At 72.4% G+C, this 15,686-nt stretch carries 15 protein-coding genes; 10 read left to right on the plus strand and 5 right to left on the minus strand.

From position 1 onward, the window contains the following. Positions 1–111: 111 nt before the first annotated feature. Entirely contained in the window at positions 112–855 is a 744-nt protein-coding gene (locus AMK10_RS28945) for a chaplin (RefSeq protein ID WP_073751331.1), read from the plus strand. 56 nt (positions 856–911) lie between these two features. On the opposite strand, the gene AMK10_RS28950 is transcribed toward AMK10_RS28945, so the two are convergent. Then, positions 912–1,100: a DUF5703 family protein gene (locus tag AMK10_RS28950; protein WP_073751333.1), complete on the minus strand. Its 189-nt coding sequence runs from the start codon at positions 1,098–1,100 to the stop codon at positions 912–914. Positions 1,101–1,147: 47 nt separating this feature from the next. Between AMK10_RS28950 and AMK10_RS28955 the strand changes: the two genes are divergently transcribed. Further along, the gene (locus AMK10_RS28955) at positions 1,148–1,819 is read left to right on the plus strand and encodes a hypothetical protein (RefSeq protein ID WP_073751335.1); all 672 of its coding nucleotides are present in this window, start codon (positions 1,148–1,150) and stop codon (positions 1,817–1,819) included. Positions 1,820–1,822: 3 nt separating this feature from the next. Here AMK10_RS28955 and AMK10_RS28960 read toward each other — a convergent pair whose 3' ends face one another. Both AMK10_RS28960 and AMK10_RS28965 read right to left on the minus strand, forming a co-directional pair. Next, complete coding sequence (locus AMK10_RS28960) at positions 1,823–4,105, minus strand: ATP-dependent DNA helicase (RefSeq protein ID WP_073751336.1); 2,283 nt, start codon at positions 4,103–4,105, stop codon at positions 1,823–1,825. After that, the gene (locus AMK10_RS28965) at positions 4,102–5,085 is read right to left on the minus strand and encodes an aldo/keto reductase (protein ID WP_073751337.1); all 984 of its coding nucleotides are present in this window, start codon (positions 5,083–5,085) and stop codon (positions 4,102–4,104) included. Before AMK10_RS28965 ends, AMK10_RS28960 begins: the two co-directional genes overlap by 4 nt. Positions 5,086–5,228: 143 nt before the next feature. Here AMK10_RS28965 and AMK10_RS28970 point away from each other — a divergent pair, with 143 nt between their 5' ends. Beyond that, positions 5,229–6,281, plus strand: a complete 1,053-nt coding sequence (locus AMK10_RS28970; RefSeq protein ID WP_073751338.1) for an LLM class F420-dependent oxidoreductase — start codon at positions 5,229–5,231, stop codon at positions 6,279–6,281. Between the two features lie 275 nt (positions 6,282–6,556). Then, entirely contained in the window at positions 6,557–7,345 is a 789-nt protein-coding gene (locus AMK10_RS28975) for a ferritin-like domain-containing protein (RefSeq protein ID WP_073751339.1), read from the plus strand. An 11-nt stretch (positions 7,346–7,356) separates the two neighbouring features. Here the strand turns inward: AMK10_RS28975 and AMK10_RS28980 are convergent, their stop codons facing one another. Further along, positions 7,357–8,352: a magnesium and cobalt transport protein CorA gene (locus tag AMK10_RS28980; RefSeq protein WP_073751340.1), complete on the minus strand. Its 996-nt coding sequence runs from the start codon at positions 8,350–8,352 to the stop codon at positions 7,357–7,359. Between the two features lie 44 nt (positions 8,353–8,396). On the opposite strand from AMK10_RS28980, the gene AMK10_RS28985 reads away from it, so the two are divergent. The 4 genes from AMK10_RS28985 to mshC all read left to right on the plus strand — a co-directional run bounded on the left by AMK10_RS28985 (position 8,397) and on the right by mshC (position 12,168). Then, positions 8,397–9,107: a histidine phosphatase family protein gene (locus AMK10_RS28985; protein ID WP_073751341.1), complete on the plus strand. Its 711-nt coding sequence runs from the start codon at positions 8,397–8,399 to the stop codon at positions 9,105–9,107. Positions 9,108–9,213: 106 nt separating this feature from the next. Then, the gene (locus AMK10_RS28990; RefSeq protein WP_033304581.1) at positions 9,214–9,804 is read left to right on the plus strand and encodes a DUF3090 domain-containing protein; all 591 of its coding nucleotides are present in this window, start codon (positions 9,214–9,216) and stop codon (positions 9,802–9,804) included. Next, positions 9,768–10,640 carry an SCO1664 family protein gene (locus AMK10_RS28995; protein WP_073751342.1) on the plus strand — a complete coding sequence of 291 codons (873 nt, stop codon included), beginning with the start codon at positions 9,768–9,770 and terminating at the stop codon, positions 10,638–10,640. Before AMK10_RS28990 ends, AMK10_RS28995 begins: the two co-directional genes overlap by 37 nt. A gap of 298 nt (positions 10,641–10,938) precedes the next feature. Continuing rightward, a complete protein-coding gene (gene mshC, locus AMK10_RS29000) occupies positions 10,939–12,168 on the plus strand; it encodes a cysteine--1-D-myo-inosityl 2-amino-2-deoxy-alpha-D-glucopyranoside ligase (protein ID WP_073751343.1) in 1,230 nt (409 codons plus the stop codon). Between the two features lie 145 nt (positions 12,169–12,313). Here the strand turns inward: mshC and AMK10_RS29005 are convergent, their stop codons facing one another. After that, positions 12,314–13,348, minus strand: coding sequence for a PAC2 family protein (locus AMK10_RS29005; RefSeq protein WP_073751344.1), 1,035 nt, complete (start codon positions 13,346–13,348; stop codon positions 12,314–12,316). A 232-nt stretch (positions 13,349–13,580) separates the two neighbouring features. Between AMK10_RS29005 and AMK10_RS29010 the strand changes: the two genes are divergently transcribed. Next, positions 13,581–14,900 (plus strand): L-fuconate dehydratase, encoded by a 1,320-nt coding sequence (locus AMK10_RS29010; RefSeq protein ID WP_073751345.1) that lies wholly within the window; start codon positions 13,581–13,583, stop codon positions 14,898–14,900. Beyond that, positions 14,900–15,676, plus strand: a complete 777-nt coding sequence (locus AMK10_RS29015) for an SDR family NAD(P)-dependent oxidoreductase (RefSeq protein ID WP_073751346.1) — start codon at positions 14,900–14,902, stop codon at positions 15,674–15,676. Before AMK10_RS29010 ends, AMK10_RS29015 begins: the two co-directional genes overlap by 1 nt. Positions 15,677–15,686 lie beyond the last annotated feature (10 nt).

Raw genomic sequence — 15,686 nt, forward strand, 5'->3', positions numbered from 1 at the left:
GTCCGGTCGGCCCCGGAGTGCGCGCCATGCACTCCGGGGCCGCTGGGCATTCGGCCCCGCGCACGGCTGTGCCCGGGGCATTTCGGTAGGCAGAAGGCAGGAAAGCAACCTATGCGACAGGTCACACGTAAAGGCCTGATCACCATGGCAGCGGCGGGCGGAGTGCTCGCGCTCGGTGGTGGCTACGCACACGCCGACGCGGGAGCGTCCTCAGGTGCGTCGAACTCACCGGGAGTGCTCTCGGGGAACTCGATCCAGGTCCCGATCGACGTTCCCGTCAACGTCTGCGGCAACTCCGTGGACGTCGGCGGTCTGCTCAATCCCGCGAGCGGGAACGAGTGCGGAAACGGCTCCTCGGGCTCCGGCCACACGTCCACCTCGGACGGCGGCGCCGCCGGGCACCACTCCGGCAGCCAGGCGTCCGGCCACCAGGGCGGGCGCGACGGCGGTGAGGGAACAGGCAGGCACCGGGCCCCCGGCACCTCGGCACAGGCGGAGACGACCGGTTCGCCCGGCATCCTCTCCGGCAACCAGGTGCAGGCGCCGGTGGAGATCCCGGTCAACGTCTGCGGCAACAGCGTCTCCGTCGTCGGACTGCTCAACCCGGTCTTCGGCAACGACTGCGAGAACGGCGACGAGGCGGCCCCACCCCCCGTCGTCCCGCAGACGCCGCACACCCCGGAGACCCCGGTCACGCCGGAATCCCCCCATGCTCCCGAGACCCAGCTCGTACCGGGCGAGCAGCTCGCGCAGACCGGTGCGGGCGGGCTCGGCCTGCTGATCCCGGCGAGCGCGGGCATGCTGCTCGCCGGCGCGGGCACGGTCCTGTACCGGCGGTCGCGCAGCGCCGCGTAACGGCATCACGACCCGGTGCGACGAGCGGGTTCCGCGCACGCGGAACCCGCTTCGTGCTACCAGGTGGCCCGGAGCTGGCGGATGATGCGGCGGCGCAGCCGCACCCGGCGGCTGCCGTCGAGGCGCAGCGTCAGCCGGTCCAACTCCCAGTGCCCGTACTCGGCATGGTCGGTCAGCAGTCGGGTCGCCTCCTTGCGGGACACCCCGCGCGGCACGTACACGTCGATAAATTCGTATTCCGGCATCGCATCTATTGTGCGGGCAGACCCCCGGTACGGATAGCGTCTGTCCCATGTCTGATGCTGCGCAGCCCACCGCTGCCGAGGTACGCGCCGCCGCCGATGCAGTCAAAACCGCGCTCGACCGCCACCTCGAGGCCGTCGAACGCCGTACAGGAGACGACGACCCCGCCGTCTACGACGCGTTCAACGCACTGGCCGCCGCGGCCGAGGTCTACGACGAACTGCTCTACGACCGTTACGACGAGGTCACCCCCTTCGAGATCCCTGGCGCCGAGGACTCCCTCCCGCCCTACGCGGGCCCGGAGGAGCCGCACGCCCTCAGTGTCCTGATCAGGCGCGACTACGCGGTGGCCGAGCCGGAGCGGCTGATCGCCCAGGCGCAACGGCTCGCCGACCTCGACCCGGACGCCCAGGACGCCGCCCCGGTCACGGTCGCGGGTGCCGGGGTGCACGCCGCGATCGGTGTGCTGTTCGGCGAGTACGAGGCGGACGAAATCGCCTCCCGGCACAAGGAGTTCGGCCTGGAGGAGGGCGATTCCACCCTCTGGGTCTCCGCCCTGGAGGACCTTCCCGAGCCGGGGGAGTGGCTCGGGGCGCCCTTCGAGGACGCCGACCCCGCGCTGGTGGTCTGCCGCTTCGACGTCAGCGCCGTCTTCGACGAGGACGACGAGCTGGACGGCGACCGGCAGGAACGGCCCGGCATCCTCCCGGGCCGTCCCTGACCGCTACGAGGCGTCCGGCGTCGGCAGCGCCTCCAGCAGGGGGCGCAGCCGGGTCGTGCGCTCCTGGGCCGGGACCTCGGCCACCGCGCGCGGCAGGGCCTGGTCCACGCCGTGCACCACGGACAGGTGCCGTTCCCCACGGCTGAACGCGGTGTACACCCAGGGCCTGCTGAGCCCCTGAGCCGCGTCGCCCGGCAGGACGACGACGGCGGCGGGCCAGCGGATCCCGGCCGCCTGATGGGCGCTGAGCGCCCAGCTGTGGCGTACGGAGGACTCCACGCGGTCCGGCGGTACGACGACGGGGGTGCCACCGCAGTCCAGATGGAGGCCCTCGGCGTCGGCCGAGACCACCGAGCCGGGCACCGCCCTGCCCGGCGCGGGCACGTGGACCACGCGGTCCCCGGGGTCGAAGCCGCCGAACCGGCCCGGCCCCGGATTGAGCCGCTGCTTGAGCGCGGTGTTCAGCGCCCTCGTGCCCGCCGAGCCGCCGTGGCCGACGGTGATCACCTGAGTGTCGGCCGAGGGCACGCCGATGGCGCGCGGCACCGAGTCGGCCACCAGCTGGACCGTGCGGTGGACCGCCTCCCCCGCGTCACGCACGGGCACGATCACCACTTCCTTGCCCGGCGCCTCGACCTGGGCCAGCTCGCCGATGCCGATGCCCGAGACCAGTTCGCCGATCGGTCCGGGATCGGGCGTGCGCGAGACCACGTGAGGACAGGCGCGTGCCGCGATCACGTCCGCGAACACCCGCCCCGCACCGGCGGATCCGAGCACCCCCGGATCACCGCTCAGCACCAGCCGGGTCCCGTCCGCGAGGGACTCCACCAGCATCGCGGCCGTCTCCACGTCGAGCTGAGGGGCGTCCAGCACGACCAGCAGGTCGAGCGCGAACGCGCCGTCCGCGTCCCGGCCGTGCCCGCTCTCGCCGGAGAGCAGGGCGGACAGGGTGGCGGCGGACCGGGGATCGCCGACGGCGTCCGCAAGCCGGCGCAGCCCGTCGGTGCTGTGCGTGGTGCCGAGGGCCCGCAGCCCGAGCCCGTGCGCCGCGGTGATCAGGGCGGCGGGCTCGGCCCGGGCGCTCTCGCCGCCGCTGTGGACGACGAGGCCCGCGGTGGCGGCCGTCCGGATCAGCTCGGCCGCCGAGGGCGAGGAGGCGGCGGCAGCCGCGTCGGCCCAGTCGCCGCCCTTCTCGCAGGAGTTGACCAGCCGGGCCAGGCCGTCGGCCAGGCTCTCCTCGGCCAGGGCGTAACGGTCGAGCCCGAGCAGCACCTGCACCGGCTCCTCGTCGCCCCCCGTCCCCTCCTCGTCGCCCTCGGGGTGCTCGGCGGACTCCTCCGCGGCTTCCGGCTCCCCGGTGGCGTCCACGCCTTCCTGGAAGACCAGCACGACGCCCTCCGCTACGGCGTTCTCGACGGCCGCCCCGGGATCGGTCACCGCGAACCCGGCCAGGCCCTCGCGCACCGCGTCCGCGTCCAGCGCGGTGTGACCACGCAGCGCGGCCCGCTCCAGAAGCCAGGCCACGAGAGCAGCCGTACGCCGCTCGTCGTCGGGGCCGCACTCCGCGCCCAGCAGCGCCCGCGCGAAGCCGTCCGCCTGTTCCGGCCGGACGCCCGGCACGGACAGCAGCTGCCAGGGGTCCTGTCGCAGGAGGTCCGCGGCCTGCTCGCCCAGCGTCGCGGCGGCCGGGCCCGCCAGGGCCTCGGGAGCCCCGCCCTGGGCGAGCACCGACGCGACCGATGCCGCCGCCTCGGGGGAGGCCACCCGCGCGGCGGGCCGCTCCGGGACGTGCGACGGACGCACGGGCTCGGGCGTGGGAGCCGTGCGGCGGGGTGCGGGCGCGGACCCGGGGGAGTCGAAGAAGGCGGCGCCGGACTTCTCCCCGCTCTCCACGGCCCGTACGGCCGCGAGCAGGTCGGCGGCCGGGCCGCTCAGCTTCGTGCCGGCCTCGATGGGCCCGTCCTTCTCGGCCTTGCGCTGCTCGATGCGCCGGCGCAGCTCGCGCTGTGCGGCCAGCTCCGCCTCGGCCTCCGACAGCCCGGCCGCGCCGGGAGTTTGCTCCGCGTCCCCCGTGCTCCCGTCGGTCTCCTCGGTCTCCTCGGTCCCCTCCGGGGTCGCCGCACCCGCCTCGTCGGCGTCCTCGGACGCACCGGCCGGGTCCGCGTCCGGCGCACCGGCCGCGTCCGCCGTGCCGGGCGTGCCGGCGGCCCCGGGGCCCGCGTCCTCGCGGTCCTCGTCGTTCTCGGCCGCGGGGTCCGGGGTCTCTCCCCGGGGATGCGCAGTCACAGCGTGCTCCAGTCCTGGTCGGGATAGCGGTGCACGGGCGCCGACACATCGTCGAGCGCCTGGCAGATCTCGTCAGGAAGACTAAGCGCCTCCACCGACAACGCCTCGGTCAGCTGCTGCGCGTTGCGTGCGCCGACCACCGGAGCCACCACCCCCGGCCGGTCCCGCACCCAGGCGAGCGCGACCTGGAGGGGCGTCGTGGCGAGGCCGTCGGCGGCCGTGGCGACCGCGTCCACGATCCTGCTCGCGGGCTCGTCGAGATACGGCTCGACGAACGGGGCCAGCTGCTCCGACGCGCCGCGCGAGCCGGACGGCGTACCCGTGCGGTACTTGCCGGTCAGCACCCCGCGGCCGAGCGGGGACGACGGGAGCAGGCCCACGCCGAGGTCCAGCGCCGCGGGCAGCACCTCCCGCTCGACGCCCCGCTGCAACAGCGAGTACTCCATCTGCGTGCACGCGAGCCTCGTGCGCTGCCCGGGCGCGGCGAGCTGCCACGTCGCCGCCTTGGCCAGCTGCCAGCCGCTGAAGCCAGACACCCCGGCATAGCGGACGCGCCCCGACGACACCGCCAGGTCCAGCGCCTGAAGGGTCTCCTCCAGAGGGGTCACCGGATCGAAGGCGTGGATCTGCCACAGATCGACGTAGTCCGTCCCCAGCCGCCGCAGCGACGCGTCGAGCGCGGCGAGCAGATGCCCGCGCGATCCGTCGGAGCGGCGGTACGGATCGGGCACGCTGCCCGCCTTGGTCGCGATGACCAGATCCTGGCGCGGCACCAGATTGTCCAGAAGCCGCCCCAGGAGGTACTCGGCCTCCCCGCCGCCGTAGACGTCGGCGGTGTCGACGAGAGTGCCGCCCACGTCCCAGAAGGCCTTCAGCTGGTCGGCGGCGTCGTGTTCGTCGGTGTCCCGGCCCCAGGTGAGGGTGCCCAGCCCGATCCGGGACACGCGAAGGCCGGTACGGCCGAGATGCCTCTGCTCCATGGGCGCTGAGATTACTGGCCAGGGCCCGACAGGGTGGAAGCCTGTGGACAACGGGCCGCACCCGGGCGAGCCTGCCGGATTCCGGCCACCCGCGCTAGAGTCCGGGACACAGAACGTTACTGATCAGTAGAGGGAGTGTGGGTATGCGGCTCGGCATCAATCTCGGTTACTGGGGTGCGGGCATGGACGGCGACAACCTCGCCGTCGCCCAGGAGGCCGACCGGCTCGGCTACGACGTCTGCTGGGCGGCCGAGGCCTACGGCTCCGATGTGCCGACGGTCCTCGCCTGGGTCGCCGCCCAGACCGAGTCCATCGACGTGGGCTCCGCCATCATGCAGATCCCCGCCCGCCAGCCCGCCATGACGGCGATGACCGCGGCCACCCTCGACTCCATCTCCGGGGGCCGGTTCCGCCTCGGTCTGGGCGTCTCGGGGCCGCAGGTCTCCGAGGGCTGGTACGGCGTCAAGTTCGACAAGCCGCTGGCCCGCACCCGCGAGTACGTCGAGATCGTGCGCAAGGCGATGTCCCGTGAGCGGCTGTCCTACGAGGGCGAGCACTGGACGCTGCCGCTGCCCGACGGCCCCGGCAAGCCCATCAAGCTGACCGTCCACCCGCAGCGCGAGCACATTCCGCTCTACATCGCCGCCATCGGACCGAAGAACCTCGAACAGACCGGTGAGATCGCCGACGGCGCTCTGCTGATCTTCCCGGCCGCCGAGCACCTCGAGGAGACCGCGGTGCGGCACCTGCGGGCCGGACGCGAGAAGGCGGGGAAGACGATGGAGGGCTTCGACGTCTGTCCGACCGTCCCCCTGGCCGTCGGCGACGACATCAACGGCCTGGCCGACATGTTCCGCCCCTACACCGCCCTGTACGTCGGCGGCATGGGCAGCCGCAAGCAGAACTTCTACAACCAGCTCGCCCAGCGCATGGGCTACGAGAAGGAAGCCGCCGAGATCCAGGACAAGTACCTCTCGGGGGACAAGACCGGCGCGGCGGCGGCCGTACCGCACGAGCTCATCGACAAGACCACGCTGCTCGGCTCGGTGGAGCGCATCGCCGACCGGATGCGGGCCTACGCGGCGGCCGGTGTCACCACACTGACCCTCGCACCGGCCGGCTTCACGCTCGACGAGCGGATCGCGGCCCTGCGCGCGGGCACCGAGGCCCTGGAGCGCTCCGGCCTGGCCGCGTGAGCCGTACCGGCCCCGTGACCGCCACGGAGCGGTAGTCCCGGGCGCAGCACTACGGCCGTGGTGGGGGCTCGGGGGTCCTCCCCGCCACGGCCGTCGTACGGAACAACGCGCCCGGCCCCCTCCCGGTTACGGCCCGTCCCCCTGCCGGGACACCGGAGCAGGTCCGGGCGCCGCGCGGCGCCCGTTCGGACCCGCCCGGACCCCCTCGTGTTGCCTACCGACGCGTACCGAATTTGACTGTGCCTCTGCGGACACCGGTGCGAAAGGTGGCAGTGATGCTCTCGGCAAAGAGTCTGTTCCAGGAGATCCTCGACAACGACGAGTCGTTCCGGCTCTTCTGCTCGATCGCGGCCGGCGGGGAGTCGCAGGGGGGCTGGGAGAACGGGCGCATCGCCGCCCTGGTCCCCGCCGGACTGCGCGAGCTCGCACCCAAGATCACCCGGCACGGTGCCGACGAGGACAAGCACGGCCGGATCTTCAACGCCCTGCTGAAGCAGCGCGGGCTCGAACCCGTCGCGGTGCCGTACGAGACGGACTACACCCTCCTGCTGGAGCGCCAGGGCATCGGTCTCTCCCACGAACGGCTCGGCGGCGAGACGCCGCTCACCGAGCGCGACATCATCGTCTACCTGTCCCACAGCCGGGTCACCGAACAGCGGGCGTCCGAGCAGATGCGGCTCCTGCTCAAGTACTTCTCCGACCACCCCTCCATCGGCCGCGCCGTGCGGATGATCTCCCGGGACGAGGACAACCACCTCGCGTACTGCCACGAGGAACTCCTCCGCTTCGCCAGGGCCGGGCACGGCCGGACCATCCAGTCCGTGCTGCGCGACTGCGCCCACGCCGAGATCCGTGTGTACCGCGACGTCAGCCTCGCCGTCATGAGCCACATGGGAGACGTGCTGGGCTGGCCCCGCGCCAAGGGAGCCGTGCTGGCGGCCGGCATCCACGCGATGTACGCCTACGAGCGGCTGGTGGGCTGGCGGCGCATGGTGAGCCTCGAACAGCCCTCACTGGTGAACGCGCTGGGCGGTCCGGCCGTGCCGGAGACCGAGTACGCCTGAGACCGGGCGGGCTACAGCCAGCCCCGGCGCTTGAACAGACGGTGCAGGCCGAAGACCGCGAAGCCCATCAGCGCGATCACCGTCGGATACGTCCACACGTAGTCGAGCTCCGGCATGTGGCGGAAGTTCATGCCGTAGATCCCGGCCACCATCGTCGGTACGGCGGCCATGGCGGCCCACGCCGAGATCTTCCGCATGTCGTCGTTCTGCCGCACGCCGACCTGCGCCAGGTGCGCCGACAGGATGTCCGAGAGCAGCCGGTCGAGCCCTTCCACATGCTCGACGGCGCGGGTCAGATGGTCGTTCACGTCGCGGAAGAAGGGCTGCGAGCCGGAGTCGACGAAGGGCACGCCCGGACTCGCCAGCCGCGCCATCGGGGCGCTCAGCGGGTTGGTCGCCCGGCGGAACTCGAGCACCTGCCGTTTGAAGGTGTAGATGCTCGCGGCGGTGTTCGAGGAGTCCCCCGAGCCGGTCGGGGCGAACACCTGGGCCTCCAGCTCCTCCAGGTCGATCTGGAGCTCCGCGGCGACCTCGATGTAGTGGTCCACCACCGCGTCGCTGACCGCGTAGAGCACCGATGTGGGCCCGTGCCTGAGGACTTCGGGCTCGGCCTCCAGGCGCCGGCGCACCGCCGCGAGAGGCGCGCCCTCGCCGTGCCGCACCGTCACCACGAACGAATCCCCTATGAACAGCATCAGCTCACCGGCGCTCACGGTGTCGCTCTTCTGCTCGTAGACCACGGGCTTGATCACCACGAACAGCGAGTCGTCGTAGATCTCCAGCTTGGGCCGCTGATGGGCGCGCAGCGCGTCCTCGACCGCCAGCGGGTGCAGGGAGAACTCGCTGGTGACGAGGTCGAACTCCTTCTCCGTCGGCTCGTGCAGCCCGATCCAGAGGAACGCGTCCCCGCTCGCACGTGCCTCGTCGAGGGCATCGGAGAAGTCGGCGGGACCCTCGGTCCTGCGCCCGTCCCGGTAAATTCCGCAGTCGACGATCATCCCGCGCATTCTTCCCTGCCGCGGACCGTTCACGCACCTCTACGCTGGCACGTATGCCCACGCTCATCCTCGTACGCCACGGACGCTCGACCGCCAACACCTCCGGAGTGCTCGCCGGGCGGACCCCCGGCGTCGCCCTCGACGAACGCGGTGCCGAACAGGCCGCCGCGCTCCCCGGCCGGCTGGCCGCCCTCGAATTCGCCGCGGCCGTCAGCAGCCCCCTGCAGCGCTGCCGCGAGACCCTCCAGCCGCTGCTCGACGCCCGCCCCGGGCTCCCGCTGCACACCGAGGAGGGGATCAGCGAGTGCGACTACGGCGACTGGTCGGGCCGCAAACTCGCCGAGCTCTCCGACGAACCGCTGATGACCGTCGTGCAGCAGCACCCCTCCTCCGCCGCGTTCCCCGGCGGTGAGTCCATGCGGGCCATGCAGGCGCGGGCCGTCGAGGCCGTGCGGGAGTGGAACGCCCGGATCGGCGCCGAGCACGGGGACGACGCCACCTACGTGATGTGCTCGCACGGCGACATCATCAAGGCGCTCGTCGCCGACGCGCTCGGCATGCATCTCGACCTCTTCCAGCGCGTCCACGTGGACCCGTGCTCCGTCACGGCGATCCGCTACACGAGGCTGCGCCCGTTCCTCCTCCGCCTCGGCGACACCGGGGACCTGGCCTCCCTGGCGCCCCGGGAACAGTCCATCGGGGCCGACGCGGCGGGGGACACGGCAACGGATGCGGCCGTCGGGGGCGGCGCTGGGGCACCGTGATCTCTCCGCGCAGTAGGGTGGACGCGCCGTAGGTGGCCTCGTGGGGCATCCCGCGGTGCCCCGGGGCCGCCCCCATCCGCCATCTCATTGTCAAGGGAGACAGGACGTGTCCCGTCAGGTGTTCCTCTACGACCCGCCGGACCGCTTCGTGGCCGGCACGGTCGGGCTGCCTGGCCGCCGTACGTTTTTCCTCCAGGCATCCTCCAGAGGACGGGTCACGAGCGTGGCCCTGGAGAAGACCCAGGTTGCCGCGTTGGCCGAACGGATCGACGAACTCCTCGACGAGGTCGTCCGGCGGACCGGAGGCAATTCACCGGTGCCCGCCGTGGCCCCCATGGACGTCACCGACACCGCCCCGCTCGACGCCCCCGTCGAGGAGGAGTTCAGGGTCGGCACGATGGCACTCGCCTGGGACGGCGAGGAGCAGCGCATGATCGTCGAGGCGCAGGCCCTGGTCGAGCTCGACGCCGACTCGGAGGACGACCTCGCGGAGGCGGAGGAAAGGCTTCTGCAGGACGAGGAGAACGGCCCGCCGATGCTCCGCGTCCGGCTGAGCGGCGCACAGGCGCGGGCCTTCGCCAAGCGCGCCCTGGACGTCGTGAACGCCGGCCGGCCGCCCTGCCCGCTGTGCAGCCTGCCCCTCGATCCGGAAGGACACGTATGCCCGCGCCAGAACGGATACCGTCGCGGGGCCTGACGGAGGCCGGGCTGCGCACCCTGCTCGCCGAGGGGGAGCTCACCGTCCTCGGCCAGGTCCGGGGCGCGTCGAACGCGGTGCTGTACTGCACCGTCGCGTACGAGGGCGAGCAGCGCCCCTGTGTCTACAAGCCGGTCGCCGGTGAGCAGCCGCTCTGGGACTTCCCCGACGGCACGCTCGCCCAGCGCGAGGTCGCGGCGTACGAGATCTCCGAGGCCACCGGCTGGGGTCTCGTGCCGCCGACCGTGCTGCGCGAGGGCCCGTACGGCGAGGGCATGTGCCAGCTCTGGATCGAGGCCGACGAAGCCGACGGGAGCGCCGGGGCGTCCGGGGCCGACGAGGCGCACGGACTGCCGCCGCTCCTCGCGCTCGTGGAGGGCGAGGAACCGGGGAACGGCTGGAAAGCGGTGGGCTTCGCCGAGGTGGGGGAGGGGAAGACCGCGCTGCTGGTGCACGCGGACGACCCCCGGCTGCGCAGGCTCGCGGTCCTGGACGCGGTGATCAACAACGGTGACCGCAAGGGCGGGCACCTGCTGCCCGCACCGGGCGGCCGGCTCTACGGCATCGACCACGGAGTCACCTTCAACGCGGACGACAAGCTGCGGACACTGCTCTGGGGGTGGGCGGGCGAGCCGCTGACGACGGAAGCGGTCGAGGTGCTCGACCGGCTGTCCGCGGGACTGGAGCAGGGCGGTGGGCTCGCCACCCGGTTGGGGGAACTGATCACCCCGGCGGAACTCGACGCCCTGCGGGCCCGTGTGGAGGACCTGCGCAGTTCCGGCCGCCACCCGCAGCCGAGCGGGGAATGGCCCGCGATCCCCTGGCCGCCGGTGTGAGCGGGCGCCTGGCGTGAGGGCTGTCGCGCGCTCTCCGGAGGGCGCACGGCGACAGCTACGGCCTACCCCCGGACTCCGTCCGGGGGTACCCCCCGCCGCGTCGTCGGACCGCCCGGATGCTCCGGTACGCGGACGTTCCTCCGCCGTGCGCCGCACCGCGTCCGGCGCCCCGCGCCGACCCACCGGGGAAGAGAGGGCGGCCCTTAGGTGAGAAACGCCATCCGCGCAAGACCGCGAATTCGGCCGCTCTGCGCCATCCGGTTCGTATCCGGAAGCATCATCCGGTTACGCTCATGACATGCATGCCTGGCCCGCTTCTGAGGTCCCCGCCCTGCCTGGCAAGGGCCGCGACCTTCGGATCCACGACACCGCGACCGGCGGACGGATCACCCTTGACCCCGGTCCCGTCGCCCGCATCTACGTCTGCGGCATCACGCCGTACGACGCGACCCACATGGGTCATGCGGCGACCTACAACGCGTTCGACCTCGTTCAGCGCGTGTGGCTCGACACCAAGCGGCAGGTTCACTACGTCCAGAACGTGACCGACGTGGATGATCCGCTGCTTGAGCGGGCCGTGCGCGACGGCGAGGACTGGACCGAGCTCGCGGAGCGCGAGACGGCGCTCTTCAGGGAGGACATGACCGCTCTGCGCATGCTTCCCCCCAAGCACTACATCGGCGCGGTGGAGGCGATACCCGGCATCGTCCCGCTCGTCGAACGTCTCAGGGACGCGGGCGCCGCCTACGAGCTCGAGGGCGACGTGTACTTCTCGGTGGAGTGCGATCCGCACTTCGGCGAGGTCTCCAACCTCGACGCCGAGGCGATGCGGAGGCTCTCCGCCGAGCGCGGCGGAGACCCGGAGCGCCCCGGCAAGAAGAACCCGCTCGACCCGATGCTCTGGATGGCCGCCCGTGAGGGCGAGCCGAGCTGGGACGGCGGCAGCCTCGGCCGTGGCCGGCCCGGCTGGCACATCGAGTGCGTCGCCATCGCCCTGGACCACCTCGGCATGAGCTTCGACGTGCAGGGCGGCGGCTCCGACCTCGCCTTCCCCCACCACGAGATGGGTGCCTCGCACGCCCAGGCACTGACCGGCGAGTACCCCTTCGCCCGCGCCTACGTGCACGCGGGCATGGTCGCCCTCGACGGCGAGAAGATGTCCAAGTCCAAGGGCAACCTCGTCTTCGTCTCGGCGCTGCGCCGGGCCGACGTGGACCCCGCCGCGATCAGGCTCGCCCTGCTCGCGCACCACTACAGGTCCGACTGGGAGTGGACCGACCAGGTCCTCGCCGACGCCGTCGAGCGTCTGGCGCGCTGGCGCGCCGCGGTCTCCCGGCCCGACGGGCTGTCCGCGGACGCCCTGGTCGAGGAGGTGCGGGAGGCGCTGGCCGACGACCTGGACGCCCCGGCCGCACTGGCCGCGGTGGACCGGTGGGCCGAGCGGCAGAGCGCCGGCGGCGGGACGGACGAGGGCGCGCCCGGTCTGGTCTCGCGCACGGTCGACGCGCTGCTGGGCGTCGCTCTGTAACCCGCACACCCGTACCCGTACGACATGGAACGGCCCCGGACCTCGCGCGTGATCGCGGGGGGTCCGGGGCCGTTCTTCCGTCACAGGGCCGGTCCGGGCGTCCGAGGCGTCCTCGTCGGTCCGGCAGGCCGTCCGGACGGTCCGGTCAGCTCTCCGAGGAGTCCTCGTCCGGCCCGGCCGACGGCGGGTCGTCCGACGCGCCCTCGTCGCCGTCCTTCGGCCGGCCCTTCTCCGGACGCTGCGGCTTCGGCGGTCGTGTACGGCCGCCGGAGGTGTCCCGCAGATAGGGCACGTCACCGCTCTCGGTGGCGTGACCGCCGGGCGCCTGGCCGGGCCCGCCGATGTCCCTGCGCCTCAGATATCGCTCGAACTCGCGGGCGATGGCCTCGCCAGAGGCCTCGGGAAGCTCGGCGGTGTCCCGCGCCTCCTCCAGCGTCTGCACGTACTCCGCGACCTCGCTGTCCTCGGCGGCCAGCTGGTCGACGCCGAGCTGCCACGCGCGGGCGTCCTCGGGCAGCTCGCCCAGGGGGATCCGCAGCCCGAGCAGATCCTCCAGGCGGTTCAGCAGCGCCAGCGTCGCCTTCGGGTTCGGCGGCTGCGAGACGTAGTGCGGGACCGCCGCCCACAGGCTCACCGCGGGGACCCCCGCGTGCGTGCAGGCTTCCTGGAGGATGCCCACGATGCCGGTCGGGCCCTCGTATCTGGTCTCCTCCAGGTCCATGGTCCTGGCCAGGTCGGGGTCCGAGGTGACCCCGCTGACCGGCACCGGCCTGGTGTGCGGGGTGTCGCCGAGCAGCGCCCCCAGGATGACGACCATCCCGACGCCGAGCTCGTGGGCGAAGCCCAGGATCTCGTTGCAGAACGAACGCCAGCGCATGGAGGGCTCGATGCCCCGGATCAGGACCAGGTCACGGGGCTTGTCGCCGCCGACCCGGACCACGGAGAGCCGGGTGGTGGGCCAGGTGATCTTGCGTGCCCCGCCCTCCATGAACACCGTGGGCCGGTTGACCTGGAAGTCGTAGTAGTCCTCGGCGTCGAGCGCCGCGAAGACCTCGCCCTTCCACTCCCGGTCCAGATGTCCGACCGCTGTGGAGGCGGCGTCACCGGCGTCGTTCCAGCCCTCGAACGCGGCCACCATGACCGGGTCGATCAGCTCGGGTACCCCCTCGAGCTCGATCACCCAGGCCTCCTTCCGAAGTTCCCTTGTGTACGGACCAACCTTACGGCTTCCGCCCTGTTCCGCCGCAGTCCGTTTGCCTCCTGGGCTGAACCGTGCCACCTCCGGATTCATCCGAGCTGTAGGGAGAGAAGTTGATCTATTTTCCCCTGCACCCTGGACTCTCGACCCTCAGGGAGGCTATACATCGGATGACCATGCAGAGATCCGATGTTATGCCTTTGGGGGCGCACCCATGAGTCCGATCGTCACCGACTTCGAGGTCGACGACATCCGGTTCCCCACCTCGGAACAGCTGGACGGCTCGGACGCGATGAACACCGACCCCGACTACTCCGCCGCCTATGTCGTGCTGCGCACCGACGGCGCGGGCGAGGAGGGGCACGGCTTCTGCTTCACCATCGGGCGTGGCAACGATGTCATGGCCGCCGCCGTCGAGGCGCTGCGGCCCTATGTGGTCGGCAGGCCCGCACCGCGCACCGCCGCCGACCTCGGTGAGCTGTACCGCCTGCTCACGCACGACTCCCAGCTGCGCTGGCTCGGCCCCGAGAAGGGCGTGATGCACATGGCGGCCGGCGCCGTCGTCAACGCCGCCTGGGACCTCGCCGCGCGGCTGGCCGGCAAGCCCGTCTGGCAGTTCCTCGCCGGGATGACACCGGAGGAGCTCGTCTCCCTCGTCGACTTCCGCTACCTCACGGACGCGCTCACCCCGCAGGAGGCGCTCGGCATCCTCCGGGCCGCCGAACCGGGCCGCGCCGAGCGCGCCGAGCAGCTGCTGGCCGAGGGCTATCCCGCGTACACCACGTCGCCCGGCTGGCTGGGTTACGACGACGACAAACTCGTGCGCCTCTCCAAGGAGGCCGTCGCCGACGGCTTCACCCAGATCAAGCTGAAGGTCGGCGCCGATCTCGACGACGACATCCGGCGGCTCTCGCTCGCCCGGCAGGCCGTCGGACCCGGCGTCCGCATCGCCGTCGACGCCAACCAGCGCTGGGACGTGGCCGACGCCGTCTCCTGGATGAACGCGCTCGCCCCCTACGACCCGTACTGGATCGAGGAGCCGACCAGCCCCGACGACGTGCTCGGCCACGCGGCCGTGCGCGCCGGACAGCCGGTCAAGGTCGCCACCGGTGAACACATCGCCAACCGGGTCGTCTTCAAGCAGCTCTTCCAGGCGGGCGCGGTCGACTTCGTCCAGATCGACGCCGCACGGGTCGCGGGGGTCAACGAGAATCTCGCCGTCCTGCTGCTCGCCGCCAAGTTCGGGGTCCCGGTCTGCCCGCACGCGGGAGGCGTCGGGCTGTGCGAACTGGTGCAGCACCTCTCGATGTTCGACTACGTCGCCGTGTCCGGTACCTGGGAGGACCGGGTCATCGAATACGTCGACCACCTCCACGAACACTTCGCCGACCCGGCCGTCATCGAGAACGGCCGCTACGTCACCCCGCGCACACCGGGCTTCTCCGCCCGGATGCTCCCCGCCTCGATCGCCGCCCACCGCTACCCGCAGGGCCCCGTCTGGCAGGCCCGTCGCACCCCCGAGGAGACCGACTGATGCCTGATACACAGGATTTCGACGGACTGTCCGCCCTGGTGACGGGCGGGGCGTCCGGAATCGGAGCAGCCGTGACCGCCCTGCTGCTCGCCAGGGGCGCCCGCGTCGCCGTGCTCGACCGCGATCCGAAGGGCGCGCCCGCGGGGGCGCTCGCGATCGAGGCGGACGTGACGGACGACGACGCCGTACGGAGCGCCGTCGACCGGGCCGCGGAGGAACTGGGCGGCCTGCACACCCTGGTGTCCAACGCGGGCATCGGCTCGATCGGCACCGTGGAGGACAACTCCGACGACGAGTGGGCCCGCGTCCTGGACATCAACGTGCTCGGCATGGTCCGCACCGCCCGCCACGCCCTGCCCCATCTGCGCCGGTCGGCCGCCGGACTCCCCGGGGCCGTGTCGATCACCCAGACCTGCTCGATCGCCGCAACCGCGGGCCTGCCGCAGCGTGCCCTGTACAGCGCGAGCAAGGGGGCCGTGCTCTCCCTGACCCTCGCGATGGCGGCCGACCACGTCCGCGAGGGGATCAGGGTCAACTGCGTCAACCCCGGTACGGCCGACACCCCCTGGATCGGCCGGCTGCTCGACCGGGCCGACGACCCGGCGGCGGAGCGCGCCGCGCTCGACGCCCGCCAGCCGCTGGGCCGGCTGGTCTCCGCCGACGAGGTGGCCGCGGCCGTCGTCTATCTGGCGAGCCCGGCGGCGGCCTCCGTCACCGGCACCGCGCTCGCCGTCGACGGAGGGATGCAGGGCCTGCGGCTGCGCCCCGCGACCTGACCGCCCGCCG

The sequence above is a fragment of the Streptomyces sp. CB02058 genome (assembly GCF_001905505.1).
Classification (GTDB): domain Bacteria; phylum Actinomycetota; class Actinomycetes; order Streptomycetales; family Streptomycetaceae; genus Streptomyces.

Bases quoted from the DNA above. Each gene is read 5' to 3' on its own strand.
- AMK10_RS28965 (WP_073751337.1), bottom strand. From the start codon at position 5,085: ATGGAGCAGAGGCATCTCGGCCGTACCGGCCTTCGCGTGTCCCGGATC.
- AMK10_RS29015 (WP_073751346.1), top strand. From the start codon at position 14,900: ATGCCTGATACACAGGATTTCGACGGACTGTCCGCCCTGGTGACGGGC.
- AMK10_RS28950 (WP_073751333.1), bottom strand. From the start codon at position 1,100: ATGCCGGAATACGAATTTATCGACGTGTACGTGCCGCGCGGGGTGTCC.
- AMK10_RS28945 (WP_073751331.1), top strand. From the start codon at position 112: ATGCGACAGGTCACACGTAAAGGCCTGATCACCATGGCAGCGGCGGGC.
- AMK10_RS28955 (WP_073751335.1), top strand. From the start codon at position 1,148: ATGTCTGATGCTGCGCAGCCCACCGCTGCCGAGGTACGCGCCGCCGCC.
- AMK10_RS28975 (WP_073751339.1), top strand. From the start codon at position 6,557: ATGCTCTCGGCAAAGAGTCTGTTCCAGGAGATCCTCGACAACGACGAG.
- AMK10_RS28995 (WP_073751342.1), top strand. From the start codon at position 9,768: ATGCCCGCGCCAGAACGGATACCGTCGCGGGGCCTGACGGAGGCCGGG.
- AMK10_RS29010 (WP_073751345.1), top strand. From the start codon at position 13,581: ATGAGTCCGATCGTCACCGACTTCGAGGTCGACGACATCCGGTTCCCC.
- AMK10_RS28970 (WP_073751338.1), top strand. From the start codon at position 5,229: ATGCGGCTCGGCATCAATCTCGGTTACTGGGGTGCGGGCATGGACGGC.
- mshC (WP_073751343.1), top strand. From the start codon at position 10,939: ATGCATGCCTGGCCCGCTTCTGAGGTCCCCGCCCTGCCTGGCAAGGGC.
- AMK10_RS28985 (WP_073751341.1), top strand. From the start codon at position 8,397: ATGCCCACGCTCATCCTCGTACGCCACGGACGCTCGACCGCCAACACC.
- AMK10_RS28980 (WP_073751340.1), bottom strand. From the start codon at position 8,352: ATGCGCGGGATGATCGTCGACTGCGGAATTTACCGGGACGGGCGCAGG.